This is a genomic window from Desulfovibrio sp. X2, from assembly GCF_000422205.1.
In the GTDB taxonomy this organism is placed as follows: domain Bacteria; phylum Desulfobacterota; class Desulfovibrionia; order Desulfovibrionales; family Desulfovibrionaceae; genus Alkalidesulfovibrio.
In genome coordinates this window covers 45971-60810 of sequence record NZ_ATHV01000064.1, presented here as the reverse complement: position 1 = coordinate 60810, position 14840 = coordinate 45971, and the positions used below count along the sequence as shown (strand labels likewise).

At 66.6% G+C, this 14840-nt stretch carries 17 protein-coding genes; 12 read left to right on the top strand and 5 right to left on the bottom strand.

Annotation, left to right across the window (positions count from 1 at the left end; all coding sequences use genetic code 11):
* The first annotated feature begins 18 nt into the window (after window positions 1-18).
* From DSX2_RS14385 to DSX2_RS14360, 6 genes are all read left to right on the top strand, one after another.
* Complete coding sequence (locus tag DSX2_RS14385) at window positions 19-936, top strand: nodulation protein NodZ (RefSeq protein ID WP_020881726.1); 918 nt, start codon at window positions 19-21, stop codon at window positions 934-936.
* A 214-nt stretch (window positions 937-1150) separates the two neighbouring features.
* On the top strand, window positions 1151-1930 hold the full coding sequence (locus tag DSX2_RS14380; protein ID WP_020881725.1) for a DUF4198 domain-containing protein: 780 nt from the start codon (window positions 1151-1153) through the stop codon (window positions 1928-1930).
* Between the two features lie 78 nt (window positions 1931-2008).
* The gene (cbiM, locus tag DSX2_RS14375) at window positions 2009-2617 is read left to right on the top strand and encodes a cobalt transporter CbiM (RefSeq protein WP_020881724.1); all 609 of its coding nucleotides are present in this window, start codon (window positions 2009-2011) and stop codon (window positions 2615-2617) included.
* A 23-nt stretch (window positions 2618-2640) separates the two neighbouring features.
* Complete coding sequence (locus tag DSX2_RS14370; protein ID WP_035042774.1) at window positions 2641-3309, top strand: hypothetical protein; 669 nt, start codon at window positions 2641-2643, stop codon at window positions 3307-3309.
* A 34-nt stretch (window positions 3310-3343) separates the two neighbouring features.
* Entirely contained in the window at window positions 3344-4111 is a 768-nt protein-coding gene (cbiQ, locus tag DSX2_RS14365) for a cobalt ECF transporter T component CbiQ (protein ID WP_020881722.1), read from the top strand.
* The gene (locus DSX2_RS14360; protein ID WP_020881721.1) at window positions 4104-4961 is read left to right on the top strand and encodes an energy-coupling factor ABC transporter ATP-binding protein; all 858 of its coding nucleotides are present in this window, start codon (window positions 4104-4106) and stop codon (window positions 4959-4961) included. The genes cbiQ and DSX2_RS14360 overlap by 8 nt, the downstream gene beginning before the upstream one ends.
* Window positions 4962-5057: 96 nt before the next feature.
* Here the strand turns inward: DSX2_RS14360 and DSX2_RS18630 are convergent, their stop codons facing one another.
* Window positions 5058-5210, bottom strand: coding sequence for a hypothetical protein (locus tag DSX2_RS18630; RefSeq protein ID WP_020881720.1), 153 nt, complete (start codon window positions 5208-5210; stop codon window positions 5058-5060).
* 178 nt (window positions 5211-5388) lie between these two features.
* On the opposite strand from DSX2_RS18630, the gene DSX2_RS14355 reads away from it, so the two are divergent.
* On the top strand, window positions 5389-5904 hold the full coding sequence (locus DSX2_RS14355) for a chemotaxis protein CheW (RefSeq protein ID WP_035042771.1): 516 nt from the start codon (window positions 5389-5391) through the stop codon (window positions 5902-5904).
* 42 nt (window positions 5905-5946) lie between these two features.
* Entirely contained in the window at window positions 5947-6933 is a 987-nt protein-coding gene (locus tag DSX2_RS14350; RefSeq protein WP_020881718.1) for a hypothetical protein, read from the top strand.
* Here DSX2_RS14350 and DSX2_RS14345 read toward each other — a convergent pair.
* From DSX2_RS14345 to DSX2_RS14330, 4 genes are all read right to left on the bottom strand, one after another.
* Complete coding sequence (locus tag DSX2_RS14345) at window positions 6905-7132, bottom strand: cold shock domain-containing protein (RefSeq protein WP_020881717.1); 228 nt, start codon at window positions 7130-7132, stop codon at window positions 6905-6907. The two genes, DSX2_RS14350 and DSX2_RS14345, sit on opposite strands and share 29 nt — an antisense overlap.
* 43 nt (window positions 7133-7175) lie before the next feature.
* Window positions 7176-7394 (bottom strand): translation initiation factor IF-1, encoded by a 219-nt coding sequence (infA, locus tag DSX2_RS14340; protein WP_020881716.1) that lies wholly within the window; start codon window positions 7392-7394, stop codon window positions 7176-7178.
* 125 nt (window positions 7395-7519) lie between these two features.
* The gene (locus DSX2_RS17745; protein WP_152512971.1) at window positions 7520-8260 is read right to left on the bottom strand and encodes a FlgO family outer membrane protein; all 741 of its coding nucleotides are present in this window, start codon (window positions 8258-8260) and stop codon (window positions 7520-7522) included.
* A gap of 133 nt (window positions 8261-8393) precedes the next feature.
* Window positions 8394-9215, bottom strand: a complete 822-nt coding sequence (locus DSX2_RS14330; protein ID WP_020881714.1) for a purine-nucleoside phosphorylase — start codon at window positions 9213-9215, stop codon at window positions 8394-8396.
* A 116-nt stretch (window positions 9216-9331) separates the two neighbouring features.
* Between DSX2_RS14330 and DSX2_RS14325 the strand changes: the two genes are divergently transcribed.
* The 4 genes from DSX2_RS14325 to DSX2_RS14310 all read left to right on the top strand — a co-directional run bounded on the left by DSX2_RS14325 (window position 9332) and on the right by DSX2_RS14310 (window position 14827).
* A complete protein-coding gene (locus DSX2_RS14325; RefSeq protein ID WP_020881713.1) occupies window positions 9332-10087 on the top strand; it encodes a motility protein A in 756 nt (251 codons plus the stop codon).
* Window positions 10077-10811, top strand: coding sequence for a flagellar motor protein MotB (locus DSX2_RS14320; protein WP_020881712.1), 735 nt, complete (start codon window positions 10077-10079; stop codon window positions 10809-10811). The genes DSX2_RS14325 and DSX2_RS14320 overlap by 11 nt, the downstream gene beginning before the upstream one ends.
* Before the next feature lie 307 nt (window positions 10812-11118).
* A complete protein-coding gene (locus tag DSX2_RS14315) occupies window positions 11119-12537 on the top strand; it encodes a biotin carboxylase N-terminal domain-containing protein (RefSeq protein ID WP_020881711.1) in 1419 nt (472 codons plus the stop codon).
* Window positions 12538-12553: 16 nt separating this feature from the next.
* Window positions 12554-14827, top strand: coding sequence for an acetyl-CoA carboxylase carboxyl transferase subunit alpha/beta (locus DSX2_RS14310; RefSeq protein WP_020881710.1), 2274 nt, complete (start codon window positions 12554-12556; stop codon window positions 14825-14827).
* Window positions 14828-14840: the final 13 nt, after the last annotated feature.

Sequence of the window (14840 nt, the reverse complement as noted above, 5' to 3'; positions counted from 1 at the left end):
CCGTCGCAGGTGAACGCAATGGCGAAATATATCGTGGTCAAGGGCTCGGGGGGCATGAGCAACCGGCTGCAGGCTGCCGCCGCCGCGGTCCCGTACGCGCTGCTCACGGGCCGCACGCTCTGCGTGGACTGGCGCGACAGCCTCTATTCCGACGACGCGAGCAACACCTTCACGCGGTACTTCGACATCGCGGGCGTCCCCTACGTGGACGCTCCGCCCGCCTCGGACGACATCTTTCCCGTCTTCTGGCGCGAGCGCCTGGCCCTGCCCGTGGCCGTCGAATACCTCTTCGACAACGACCATTTCGACCCGGAAGTCTTCGCCGCCACGCGCATCGACCTCGCCCGCACCGACTACGAGAACGAGGTGCTGGTCTTCTGGGCCCCGGGCATGGAGCCGCTGCAAGGGCTGCTGCCCAGGCTCGCGGCGCTCCCCGAGTTCTCCGCCTTTCCCGGCGGCCCCACCCTGGACCAGGCCGGGCACGTGGTGCTCTCGCGCCACATCCGCCCCACGGGAGACGTCGTGCGCGCCGTGGACGGCTACGCGAAGCTTCTGCGCCATCCGGCCGTGGGCGTGCACGTCCGGCACACGGACCTCGAATCCCCGGTGGACCGCATCCTGGAAGAGGTGCGCGAACTCGTGGCGCGCACGGGCGCGCAGGTCTTCCTGTGCACGGACAACCTGCACGTGCAGACCCTTTTCAAGCGCCTCTTCCCCGACCTGCTCGTGACCGACAAGTACCTCTCCCCGGCGAACGAGCCGCTGCACGGCCTGATCGAGGGCGTGAGCAACGTGCGCAAGGGCATGGAGGCGCTCACGGACATGTACCTGCTCGGGCGTTGCGAGTACGTGGTGCACTACGCCAAGAGCTCCTTCGCCCGCATTTCCATCCTGGCCACGCCCATCCCCTCCGGGAACGTGGTCGCGATCCCCTGACGCCTTCCGCGCTCTTCCGCCGGCCGCTCTTTTCGACGGTGCCGCTCCCTCAATCGCCCTGAGGCCAGGCTTTTTTCTCCTCTGGTGTGAAAATGTGTTGACGCGTCATTCATGTGGGTGCACAAAACGAAAAATCGTAACACGGCATGCCACAGGGAAGAAAAACAGGCGTCATTGAGGCCCATGACGCCCCCCGTCACCACCTGGAGGAGACATGAAACGCATCACGTGCAGCATATTCGCAGCGGCCCTCTTGCTCCTGTCGCAGGCCGCCTGGGCGCACTTCGGCATGATCATCCCGTCCGAGGACGTGATCACGCAGAAGAGCCAGGCCGACCTCGGTCTGACCGTGGCCTTCTGCCACCCCATGGAGCGGGGCGGCATGGCCATGGAGAAGCCCGAGCGCTTCGGCGTGGTCGATGACGGAAAGATCACGGACCTCCTGCCCCTGCTGCAGGAGACCACCGTTTACGGCAAGAAGGCCTGGAAGGCCTCCTACGCCGTGAAGCGGCCCGGGGTCTATACCTTCTTCGCGGTGCCCAAGCCCTATTGGGAACCGGCCGAGAACTGCTTCATCCAGCACCTGACCAAGGTCGTGGTGCCCGCCTTCGGCGAAGAGGGGGGCTGGGACAAGCCCATCGGGCTCAAGGCGGAGATCGTGCCCCTGACCAGGCCCTTCGGAAATTACGTGGGCAACGTCTTCCGCGGCCAGGTGCTGGTGGACGGCAAGCCCGCCCCGGGCGTGGACGTGGAGATCGAGTACGACAACAGGGCCGGGAAGTACGCGGCGCCCAACGAGTACATGACCACGCAGGTGGTCAAGACGGATTCGCAGGGCGTCTTCGCCTACAGCGCGCCCTGGCCGGGCTGGTGGGGCTTCGCCGCCCTGACCACGAGCAGCGAAACCATCAAGCATGACGGCCAGGACAAGGAAGTGGAGCTCGGAGCCGTGCTCTGGACCCGCTTTGTTGAGCCCAAGGCCCAAAAGAAGTAGAACGTCCCCCTGCCTGCCGGATCCCCCCGGACTGCAGCTAGTCCGGGGGGCTCCGGCCGGGGCAGGGGAGGAGGAGCCATGCACATTTCCGAAGGGGTACTTTCAGCCCCCGTGCTGCTCACGGGCGCGGTGCTGACCGCCGCGGGCACGGCCGTGGGGCTCCGGCGCATGGATTACGACCGGCTCATGCCCGTGGCCGTGCTCTCGGCGGCCTTCTTCGTGGCCTCGCTCATCCATGTCCCGGTCGGCCCCACCAGCGTGCACCTCATCCTCAACGGGCTCATCGGCGCCATCCTCGGCTGGGCGGCCTTCCCGGCCATCCTCGTGGGGCTCGCGCTGCAGGCGGTGCTCTTCCTTTACGGCGGCATCACCTCGCTCGGCGTGAACACCTTCAACATGGCCATGCCCGGGGTCGTCTGCTTCTACCTCTTCAGGCCGCTGCTCGCCCGCCAGGGCCGCGCCGCGGCCGTGGGCGGCTTCTGCTGCGGCTTCCTCGGCGTGCTGCTGGCCGCGCTCCTGACCGCGGCGTCCCTCGCCTTCACGGACGAGGGCTTCCTCGCGGCCGCCAAGGTCCTGCTCCTGGCCCATCTGCCGGTCATGTGCATCGAGGGCGTGATCACGGCGCTCGCCGTCTCCTTCCTCGCCCGCACGCGACCCGAGCTGCTTGCGGCGCACCAGGCCGCATGAACGCAACCATAGGGGAAACAACCGTGCGCAGCACCACTCGGCACGGGCTTTCAGCCCTCGCCCTCACGTTACTTCTGCTCCTCGCGCTTCCGCATTCGGCCCAGGCCCACCGCGTCAACGTCTTCGCCGTGGTCGAGGGAGGCTCCGTCGTGGTCGACTGCTACTACTCCCGAGGCGAGAAGGTCCACGCGGGAAAGGTCGAGGTCTACGACGCCGCCACCGGCGAGAAGTATCTCGACGGCGTCACGAACGACGAAGGCGGCTTCACCTTTCCCGTGCCCCGGGCGGCCCGCGCCGCCGGGCACGACCTGCGGATCGTGCTGAGCGCGGGCGAAGGGCACAGGGCGGAGAGCGTGGTCACGGCCAAGGAATACGGCGCGGCCGAGGGAGGGACGGCGTCCGCCTCCATGCAGCCCGAAGCTCCTGAAGCCCAGCCAGCCGCCGCCCCCGCCGCCCCCACCGCCCCTGACGCGGTCGGCGCCCAGGGGGGCGCCTCCGTCGGCGCGATGGACGCGCAGACCCTGGAGCGCATCGTGGACCGGACCGTGCAGAAACGGCTCGCGCCCGTCGTGCAGATGCTCATGGCGCAGCAGGAGAAGGGGCCCGGCCTCACGGAGATCGTGGGTGGGCTCGGCTGGATCGTGGGCCTCTTCGGGCTCGTGGCCTGGTTCAGGGCCAAGAAGCGACCCTAGGCCGCGCGGACGACGTTCACATCAGGGAGGCCCGGTGTTCGAGGAACCCTTTGCCGTCGGTGATTCCGTTCTGCATCGCTGCGATCCGCGGGGCAAGCTGGTCTGCGCCGCAGCCTTTTCGCTGACCGTGGCCCTGGCCCCGGCGCTGACAGCTCCGGCCCTTGCCCTTGCCCTGGCGCTCTGCCTCGTGTGCGCGGCCAGGCCGCCGCTCGGCGCCCTGCTGCGCCGCTTGGCCGCGGTCAACGCCTTCATCGTCTTCCTCTGGCTGCTCGTGCCCTTCACCGCGCCCGGCACGCCCGTCTGGCGCCTCGGCCCCCTCGTGGCGTCGGCCGAAGGGCTGCATCTGGCCGTGCTGATCACCCTCAAGGCCAACGCCATCGTCCTGGCCCTCCTGGCCCTGGTCCTGACGAGCGACGCCGCCTCCCTGGGACAGGCCATGTACCGCCTCGGAGTGCCCGAAAAGCTTGCCTTCCTTTTTTTGTTCACCTATCGCTTCATCCAGGTGTCGGGAGAGGAGTACGGCCGCCTGCGCGTGGCCGCCCGCCTGCGGGGATTTCAGGCCAAGACCGGCCTGCATACCTACCGCACCCTGGCCTCGCTCCTGGCCGTGCTCCTGCTGCGCAGCTTCGAGCGCGCGGAGAGGGTGCACAAGGCCATGCTCCTGCGCGGCTTCGACGGACGATTCGTCAGCCTGCGCGAGTTCTCCATGCGCAGGGCCGACGCCGTCCTTCTGGTCCTCATGCTGTCCTGCTCGGCGGGCCTCGCCTGCCTCGAAATCCTGGAGAGGTTCGGCCGTGTCTGATGTGCTTCTCGAACTGCGCGACGTCGTCTTCACCTATCCCGGCTCGTCCGCGCCCACGCTCGACGGGTTGGACTTCTCCTTTTGCGCGGACCAGCGCATCGGCCTCGTCGGGCACAACGGCTCGGGCAAGACCACGCTGCTGCACATCATGATGGGTCTTCTGCGCCCCCAGCGCGGGGCGGTGATCTTCGCCGGGCGGCCGGTGGCCACGGAGAAGGAGTTCCGCCAGGTGCGCACGACCATCGGGCTGCTCCTGCAGAACGCGGACGACCAGCTCTTCTTCCCCACCGTGCTCGACGACGTGGCCTTCGGTCCCCTGAATCTCGGCCAGACGCCCGCGCAGGCGCGCGAGACGGCGCTCGCCGTGCTGGCCTCGCTGGGGCTTGCGGGCTTCGAGAACCGACTCACGCACAAGCTCTCGGGCGGTGAGAAGAAGCTCGTCTCCCTGGCCGCGGTCCTGGCCATGAACCCGCGGGCCCTGCTCCTGGACGAGCCCACCAACAGCCTCGATCCCGCGACGCGGGACCGCCTGGTCGACATCCTCTGCGACCTCGACCGTCCCTGCGTCATCATCTCCCACGACTGGGACTTCCTCGCCCGCGTCACGCGCGAATTCCGCACCATCAGCGGCGGCAAGCTCATCGACGGCTCCGGCATGGTCCCGCACCACCACGTGCACGTCCATCCGCTCGGCTTCGTGGAGCACGAGCACGACGCGGTGCATGGGACGGTGCATGCGGCCGGACATGACCGCGGCCATGGGCACGAACATGAGCATGATCATGGCCATGAGCACTGCCATGATCATGCAGACCACGCGCACGACCACGTCGCCGCCCGCGACGACTAGGCAGACCTGTTTTCCGCACCCCGGACAGGGGAATGAAGAGGCCGCGGGATGCGCTCCCGCGGCCTCTCTGCGTTCAATGCGGCGTCGGACCGCTGCTCAGCGGGCCTCCATGGGAAAGTAGATCGGGCAGTTCCTGCCGTCCATGCGCGCGAGAACTTGTTCGTGCCAGTGGAGGCGGGGGGAGAAGCTCCGGTCCAGGGCCAGGGCGGCGAGCACCGAGAGCAGGAAGAAAAGCGCGATCAGGCGCATTCGAACCTCCATGGGAAGGGATTTCCTGACGGCTGCTCCAAGCAACCCGTGTGCCTCTCCGGACGTCCAGTGGAAAACTGAACAGGCTATAGGACTTGACTCTTGCCGGAAGTGGCGGGATACCACACGAATATTGATCGCAAAAAATGATCGGACTGCGATAAGCGGGGGGAGAGCAATGGACATGGATTTGGCGAAACAGACCAACCAGTACCTGACCTTCGTTCTGGCGGAGGAAATTTTCGCCCTGGACATCACCTCCGTGCGTGAGGTCCTGGAGATGACTACCGTCACGCGCATTCCCCGCACGCCCGAGTTCATGCGCGGGGTCATCAACCTGCGCGGACACGCCGTGCCCGTGGTGGACATGCGCCTCAAGTTCGGCCTGCCGAAGACGGAGGCCACGGTCAACACCTGCATCATCATCGTCGAGGTCGAGGTGGAGGGCGAGGAGACCGTGCTCGGCGCCCTGGTGGACTCCGTGCGCGAAGTGGTGGAGATGCCCGCCGAGGACATCGAGCCCGCGCCGCGCATGGGCACGAGCGTGGATACCCGCTTCATCCGCGGCATCGGCAAGCAGGATGCGCAGTTCGTGATCATCCTGGACATCGACAAGGTCTTTTCCGCCGACGAGCTGGCCCTGGCCCGCAGCGTCTGCGAGTCCGAGAAGGATCTGGCCGCAGCCGCGGGCTAGATCGCAAAGCGGCGTCCGGCAGGGCCGGAAGGGAGCGTGCCCATGAGTCTGCTCTATGGAAAGCTTTTCGGACAGTTCCTCGTGGAACGCCGTCTGCTCACCCCTTCCCGTCTCGACGATCTCCTGCAGGAATTGCGGCTGTCCAACCAGCCGCTCGGCGCCCTGGCCCTGGAGCGCGGCTTTCTGACCCCCGGCCAGGTGGCCGAGGTGGTGCGCTGCCAGCGCATCACCGAGGAGCGCTTCGGCGAGGTGGCCGTGCGCCTGGGCTACATCTCCGGCGAGGAGTGCGACGAACTCGTCCGCCGACAGGCGGGCTCCCACCTGCATCTCGGCGACGTCCTGGTCCGGGACGGCGTCCTCGACTACGCCGCGCTGCGCGATCTGCTCATGGATTTCCACGACGCCAACATGGTCTTCGCGGCCCAGGCCGAGCGCGTGCTCGGCGATTTCGGCGGCAGCTCCGCGCAGCAGGCCGCGGGCGCCTTTCTCAGGTTGTTCGCGCGCGGCGTGAGCGGCACGGCCAAGATCCAGACCGTCTGCACGCCGCAGGATGGCGACGCGGCCACGGCACCCGCCGCGGTCGACCTCGGCTCGAGGTTCGGCAAGCGCGTCGGGCTGCCCGCCGCATCGGGCGCGGGGCAGGGTCTGGGCCAGGATGTCTTCGTGCTGGCCATGGGCGGTAACAAGGGGGAGACGCGCGTCTTCCGCCTCGTGGCCACGCTGCAGCGGCGACTGGTCCTCTCCCTGGTCTACTGCCTGCTCGGACGGCAGACCCTGAACGAGCGCCTGATCCGCGAGACCCTGCAGGACTTCGCCGACTCCGTCTCCCTGGCCGCCTGCCTCGGGGTGCGCCGCGAGGAGCCGGGCTGCGGGCCGGAGCCGAGCAGCGTCTGCGAGCTGGCGCAGGCCGAGTCGGGGATCCTTTCGGGAATGACCCGCCTCGACCTGGTCACGTCGATCGGGGAATGCCGGCTGTTCGTGCGGGACTGGGCGCGGGATCTCAGGCGCCTGGAGCCAGTGTACCAGTGAGCCGGACCTTGGCGGCTTTGACGCCGCCGCTGTCCTCGGTCTTCTCGTACTCCACGGTCTCGCCCGCGTAGAGCGTCCTGAAGCCTTCGCGCTCCACGGCGGAGTAGTCCACGAAGACGTCCTCTCCGCTTTCGTCGTCGCGGATGAAGCCGAATCCCTTGATCTCGTTGAACCAGCTTACGACGCCGTGGTGTTTCATGGCGGGGGGGTGCGCGCGGCGGTGCCTGTGCCCGCCGCGGTCCTTACTTGAGGCGGTAGGTGATGCGGCCGCGGGTCAGGTCGTAGGGCGAAAGCTCGACCTTGACCTTGTCGCCGGGCAGGATGCGGATGTAGTACTTGCGCATCTTTCCGGAGATATGGGCCAGCACCTCGTGCCCGTTTTCGAGTTCCACGCGGAACATGGCGTTGGGCAGGGCTTCCTGCACCACGCCGTCGACCTCGATTGCATCTTCCTTGGCCATGGGCCCTCCATACTCTTCGTGAAAAATGCCGGACCCGGCCCCGCGGGCCGGTACGTCCGGTCATGCGTGCCTCTAGCAGGTCGACGGCAAAAGGGCAAGACGGCCTCCGGGGCCGTGCCGTCGGCTCAGTGGGTGCGCGGGGCGGAGGAGTAGGGCGTGGCGAGGCTCGACGGCTGCAGCGTGGGCTGCGCGGCCGAGGCCGGGCGCTCGGAGGGCAGCACGGTCGAGACGCTGGGCACGATGGGCGCATCCGCCATCCGGCTCGTGTCCAGGTCGGCCATGCGCATGACGTTGGGCGTGAGGGGGATGTTGTAGTCCGCCCCGGCCAGGACCGCGTTGTCCGAGCTGCGCACGATGCGCGCATTCACCGTGACCACGTTGAGCCCCACGGCATAGGTCCCGACGAGCACGGCGTAGCCGTACGTGGTCTTGTTCACGGGCTTGACGCGGCGGGAGAGGCCGAACTCGCCCTGGCCCTCGCGCACCTCGATCTGCGGGGTCAACCCCTTGAGCTCGACGGTTGTGAAGCCCTTCTGGGCCAGGCGCGAGGAGATCTGCTCCGGGATGACGCGGCCGAGCGTGGAGGTGTTGTCGAGGTCGTCCACGTCCACGAAGCTGGTCAGGACGATGCGCGCGTTTTCGTCCACGTCGCGGTCGGAAAGTCCGCTGGCCAGTCGGTTGGCCGCCTCATAGTTGGAGGTGAGGAGCACCCCTTCCTTCTCGGCGGCGGTTTTTTCCGGGTACATGCGGTTCCAGGACTTCACGGCGTCGTCGATGGACTGCGAGGAGCAGCCGAAGGACAGCAGGGCCGCGAGCAGCACGGCGGCGGCAACGATGCCGGAAACGGCGGAAGGGCGCGTGAACATGCCCATGGTCGTCCTCTCCCGGCCGCAGGTGCGGCCATTTTCTTGATCGGATGCAGCGGAAAAAAACTTTACCCGCCGACCATGCCATGCACGTTTCGTACCTGCCGGAATCCGCGCCGGACGGACGCGTACCTCAGATGCGGACGATGATCCCGTCCAGAAGCTCCCCGAGTTGCCCGGCGCTGCGCGAGGCCTGGGCGAGCACGGTCTCCAGCGGGGCCTCCTCCATGCAGTCCGGCAGGTTCTTGTTGGTCAGGCAGGAGATGCCGAGCAGTTCCACGCCCATGTGGCGCAGGGCGACGGCCTCGAGCACCGTGGACATGCCGATGGCGTGCGCCCCGAGCATGCGGTAGGCCCGCGTCTCGGCGGGCGTCTCCATCTGGGGGCCCGGCACCTGGATGTAGACGCCGCGCTCGAGACGCACGCCTTTCTCCAGGGCGACCCGCATGGCCAGCTCGCGCAGGCGCGGGCTCCAGACGCGGCTCATGTCCGGGAAGCGCGGCCCCCATTCGTCGACGTTGGGACCGGCCAGGGGAGTACGGCCGGTCCAGTTGATGTGGTCGGTGATGCACATGAGCGAGCCGACGTCGAAGGTCGGATCGAGGGCGCCCGCGGCGTTGGTCAGGACGACGCTGCGCACGCCCGCCGCCGCGAGGGTGCGCACCCCCATGCACAGCTCCTCGGGGGAGTAGCCTTCGTAGAGATGGAAGCGGCCGGAGAGGGCGAGGACCTGGCGGCCGCCGATGCGCCCCTTGAGCAGGGCGCCTTCGTGCCCGGGCACGGTGGAGGCGGGGAAGCCGGGAATCTCGGCATAGCCGAGGCGATCTTCGGTGAGCCTCGCCGCCCAGCGCCCGAGCCCGGTGCCCAGGACGACGCCCACTGCGTCCGCATCCAGTCCCCCCAGGCGTTCCCGGACGGTTGTCGCGGCTTGCTGGACTTTTTGAACGTTTTGCATATACAACCCAAATTTGCTAGCAATTGCACAGCCGTTCAACGGCAGGCAGCGATGTTCCGAATGTCCGTCAGGGACGGGCCGATGTCAAGACGACCTCTGATACTAAGGCGTAATACATGGATATCGCGACTCTACTCGGTCTGATCGTCGGCCTCGCCATGGTCACGGGAGCCATCCTTCTGGGCGGCTCCATCATGGATTTCATCAACATTCCCTCGATCCTGATCGTCGTGGGCGGCTCCCTGGCCGCCATCAGCGTGGCCTTTCCGTTCGAGGAGGTCATGCAGGCCTTCTACGCCGGGGTCAAGATCTTCGCCTCGCGCAAGGTCCGCCCGCGCGAGGTGGTGGACATCATGGTCAAGGTGGCCGAGATCAGCCGCCGCGAGGGACTTCTGGCGCTGGAGAACATCCAGACCGAGAACGCGGTGCTCAAGAAATCCTGCCAGCTCATCGCGGACAACGCCGATCCCGGCCTCATCCGCGACACGTTGCGCATCGAGATCGGCGCCATGAAGAAGCGCCACAAGATCGGCCAGGACGTCTTCCGCGGCCTCGCGGCCTATGCCCCGGCCTTCGGCATGATCGGCACCCTGATCGGCCTCGTGCAGATGCTCACGCGGCTGGACGATCCCAAGTCCATCGGTCCGGCCATGGCCGTGGCGCTGATCACCACCTTCTACGGCTCGATCATGTCCAACCTGCTCTTCCTGCCCATCGCGGGCAAGCTCTTCGCCCGAACGCAGCAGGAGATCCTGCACCTGGAGATCATTTTCGAGGGAGCGAAATGCATCCTTGAGAACAACAACCCTCGTCTGGTATACGAGAAGCTCTCATCCTTCATAGCCCCGAAGGAGCGAAGATATGAGCGATGACGACGAAGGGCTCGGGCTCGAAGAGGAGGAGGAGGCCTCGACCGGCGAATGGCTTCTGACCTACTCCGACATGGTCACGCTGCTGCTGACCTTTTTCGTGCTGCTGTTCTCCATGTCCACCCTCGACAAGAATCAGTTCACCGACTCGTTCTCGGCCATCAAGTCGGCGCTGCAGGGCAAGGAGACGAGCATCAACACTTCGCGCATCACGGCCAAGGAAGCCAGCGTCCTGATGGAGCAGATCCAGATGCGCCGCCAGCTCGAGCAGGCGCAGCAGCGGGTCTTCCAGGACGTGAAGCTCCTGCAGACCACCCAGGGCGTGGCCGGGCTGGTCACGGCCAAGCTGGACAAGGGCAAGATCACCCTGCGCATGCCGAGCGAGGTGCTTTTCGATTCCGGCTCCGCCACCCTGAAGCCTGAAGGGCGGGAGATACTGGCCCGGATGAAGAATTTCTTCATCAAGTATCCGGACGAGATGATTAACATCAAGGGCTACACCGACGACGTCGCCCCCACCGCGGGGGCGCGCTTCCACGACAACTGGGAGCTTTCGGCCCTGCGTGCGGTCAACGTGCTCCGGGCCATGGTGGAGATGGGCATAAGCCCGAACAGGATGACCGCCACGGGGCTGGGCGAACTCGATCCGCTCTACCCCAACACCTCGCCGGAGAACCGGGCCAAGAACAGGCGGGTGGAGTTCGTCCTGGAGAAGATCGTGCAGTAGCACGGTCGATAGCGTGGAATGGGCCCGGGCCGACCGCCCGGGATTCGCAGGAAAGGGCGGCGGGCTTGACATTCCTACCGCTCCGGTTCAAAAGGCCGGTTGCCTCAAAGCCGAGAGATCAGCGCGGCGACGCCGCGCGTCAACAACGTTGTGCCGGACGTCACGGCGGTAAACGCCGGGTCATGTTCGCCCCGGACGGGGTGGTTGCGATATATCCTGCGAACAGGCCGCGCTCGAATGCGGCGGCGCCCCCCGCTTGGCTCATTGCCGTCCGGCCCGAGAAAGCCCGATAGAAGGGAGATTCCGCGTGTCCGCGAAACGACATAAGGTCCTGGTCGCGAACCGGGGCGAGATAGCCATCCGCATCATCAACGCCTGCCGCAAGCTCGGCCTGGATTTCGTGGCCGTCCACACCAAGGAAGACGAGTTCTCCGGCCATGTGCGCCACGCGCGCAAGCACGGCGGCGACAAGGCCGCCTACCAGGTGGCCTCCTACCACGACGCCAACGAGCTCCTGGCCGTGGCCGACGACGCGGGAGCCACCGCGGTCCATCCGGGATACGGCTTCTTCGCCGAGGACTTCCGCTTCGCCCGCCGCGTGGTCAAGCGAGACCGTCCCCTGGTCTGGATAGGCCCCTCGTGGCAGGTCATCCGCGAGCTGGGCGACAAGATCAACACCAAGCGCCTGGCGCGCCGTCTGAACGTGCCCACGGTGCCCGGCTCCGACCGGCCCATCTACGACGAGATGGAGGCCGAGGAGATCGGCGAGAGCCTCTTCGCCTTCCAGGCGGACCAGGGCTTCGAGCGCCACCTCGTGCTGCTCAAGGCCTCCGCGGGCGGCGGGGGCATGGGCATCGAGGAAGTGGAGCGCATGGACACCTTCCGCTCCACCTACCGCCGCCTGCGCAACTACGCCAAGCGCCAGTTCCAGGACTCCGGCGTGCTCATCGAGCAGCGCATCTTCGATTTCAACCACCTCGAGGTGCAGATACTGGGCGACAAGGCCGGCACGTCGCACATCCACTTCGCCACGCGCAACTGCACGGTGCAGAGCACCGGCCGCCAGAAGCGCATCGAGGTCGCGCCCGGCTTCACCCCCAAGGAGCTGAGCTACGGCTTCGACGCGGCCAAAGTGCTGGCCGACATCACCGAATACTCCCTGCGCATCGCCAAGGAGGTCGGCTACAACTCCGTCGGCACCTGGGAGTGGATCGTGACCCCCAAGGGCGACCCGTTCCTGATGGAGGTCAACACCCGCATCCAGGTGGAGAACGGCATCTCGGGCGCCATCTCGAGCATCAACGGCGAGGGCCCCGTGGACCTCATCAAGGAGCAGATCCGCTGCGCGCTCGGCGAGCCGCTCGGCTACTCCCAGGAGAACGTCACCTTCGACGGCGTGAGCATCGAGTACCGCATCATCGCCGAGGACCCGGACAACCGCTTCACCCCCTGGGTGGGACGTATCGACCGCTTCGCCTGGGCCGACCTGCCCTGGCTCTCCGTGCTGACCCACGTGCCCACCGACGTGGCGTACGAGATCCCCACGGAATTCGACCCCAACCTCGCGCTGGCCATCGTCAAGGGCAAGGACCTCGCCGAGGCCAAGGCGCGCGGCGTGGAGTTCCTGGACTCCCTGGTGCTGGAAGGGGTGGACAAGGCAGGGCAGCCCCTGCGCTCCAACGTCTCGTTCCTGCGGGACAAGACCGCGAACCTTTTGGAATTCTAAGCCCCAGGGCAGAACAATGGAACTCGACAACAGAATACGTTTGCTCCAGGAACGCCTGGGCTACATCCGCGATATCTTCGGCGACAAGGAAAACGCCAACATCAAGCTCCTGCAGGCCAGGCTCGACGAGTTCCTGGCCCACTCCAGGGGCATGGACGTGTCCGAGCAGATGCGCCACATGGCGCAGCTCGAGGACCTCTTCTTCTTCCTCGAGAAGAAGCTCGACGCCCAGCTGACCCCCATGGACCGCGTGCGCATCGTGCGCCATCCCATGCGCGTCTGCCTCAAGGACATCCTCGAGAACGTCTACGACAACTACACCGAGATCGGCGGTCAGGACGAATACTCCATCGACCCCTCCATGCTCATCGCGCGGGCCTACATCACCCGCCGCGTGGGCAAGAAGGTCATGCACCAGCCGGTCATGGTCATCGGCCAAGAGAAGGGCCACGGCCAGGAGTTCCGCAACGGCGGCTCGGTCAAGCCCTGGGGCAACGCCAAGGCGTTGCACTACATGAAGGTCGCGGAGATGGAGAACATCCCGATCCACGCCTACGTCTTCACCCCGGGTTCGTACCCCATCGAGGACTACCCGGGCGCGGCGCAGCAGATCGCGCGCAACCTCTTCGAGATGTCGGAGCTGCGCGTGCCCTTCGTGGCGGCCATCTCCGAGGGCGGCTCCGGCGGCGCCGAGGCCATCGCCCTGTCCGACATGCGCCTCATGTTCTCCCACGGCTACTATTCGGTCATCTCCCCCGAGGGCGCCGCGGCCATCGAGGCCAAGACGCGGCAGGGCGAACGGGTGGCCCCCGAGCTCATCGAGAAGTGCGCCCGGCAGCTGAAGATCACCGCCGAGGACAACCTGCGCATGGGCTACGTCGACCGCGTGGTGACCGAGCCGCCGCTCGGCGCGCGCGTGGACCACTACGACTTCTACAAGACCCTGCGCAACGAGATGATCAACGCCACCAACCAGGTGGTGCTCCAGGTCAAGGGCATGAAGCTCTTCCGTTCCCTGGCGCTCAACTCGCGCCTCGCGGACGGCGACAAGGCCCCCATGGACGCCGAGGAGGTCTACGTCTCCTGGCACCTGTCCTCCAAGGCGCGCGACAGCCTGGTCTGGAAGCGGCACCAGAAATTCCGCGCCCTGGCGCAGTCGGCCTACCTGGACAAGCGCTCCGTGAGCGAGAAGTTCATGGCCCGCTTCCAGGACGCGGCCTGGGCGGTCAACTCCTTCTTCCGCTACGAATTCCTGCGCAAGCACCACCGCAAGATCCAGCGCCTGCGCGAGGAGCTGGAGGCCGAGGCGCATCTCGTGCGCAACAAGGTCGGCAAGCCCGTGCGCGCCATGCTGGACAAGATCGGCGGCGGCAAGCCCTCGACCGTGTCCGAGGAAGCCAAGAGCAGCCTCACCCAGCTCTCCAAGTGGGACGAGGGCGAGCAGCAGGGCGGCAAGTGGGCCTACATCAGCCCCAAGGCCAAGGAGGACAGGACAGTCACCTGCCCCAACTCCGAGACGCACGGCTGCCTTGACCTCTGGGCGCCGGACCTGTTCGGCGAGTACGCGGGCGTGTGCGGCTACTGCGGCCACCACTTCACCATGGAATACCAGTGGTACCTCTACAACGTCTTCGACCAGGACTCGATCTTCGAGTTCAACGGCCAGATCGAGTCGGGCAACCCGCTGAGCTACGAGGGCTTCGACCAGCGCGTCGAGCAGGCCAAGAAGAAGACTGGCCTGCGCTCCGCATGCATGACCTTCGAGGCGCGCATCGAGAACGTCAACCTCGTGGTCGCCATGCTCGTGGCCCCCTTCAGGGGCGGCTCGGTGGGCGCGGCCGAGGGCGAGAAGTTCATCCGCGCCGTTGAGCGGGCCAAGAAGAAGCACTATCCGTTCCTGGCCTACGTTCACGGCACCGCGGGCATCCGCATCCAGGAAGGCACCAACGGCGTCATCCAGATGCCGCGCTGCACCATGGCCGTGCACCGCTACATCGAGGACGGCGGCCTCTACGTGGTCCTCTACGACACCAATTCCTACGCAGGCCCCGTGGCCAGCTTCCTGGGCTGCTCGCCCTACCAGTTCGCCATCCGTTCGGCCAACATCGGCTTCGCCGGTCCCGGCGTGATCAAGGAAACCACCGGCGTGGACATTCCGCCCGACTACCACCAGGCCCACCAGGCCCTCTCCAGGGGCCACATCCAGGGCATCTGGGACCGTCGCGAAGCCCGCAAGAACCTCTACCAGGCCCTGCTGACCATGGGCGGCCGCAACCTCTACTACCGCTAGCAGGGCAGGAAGG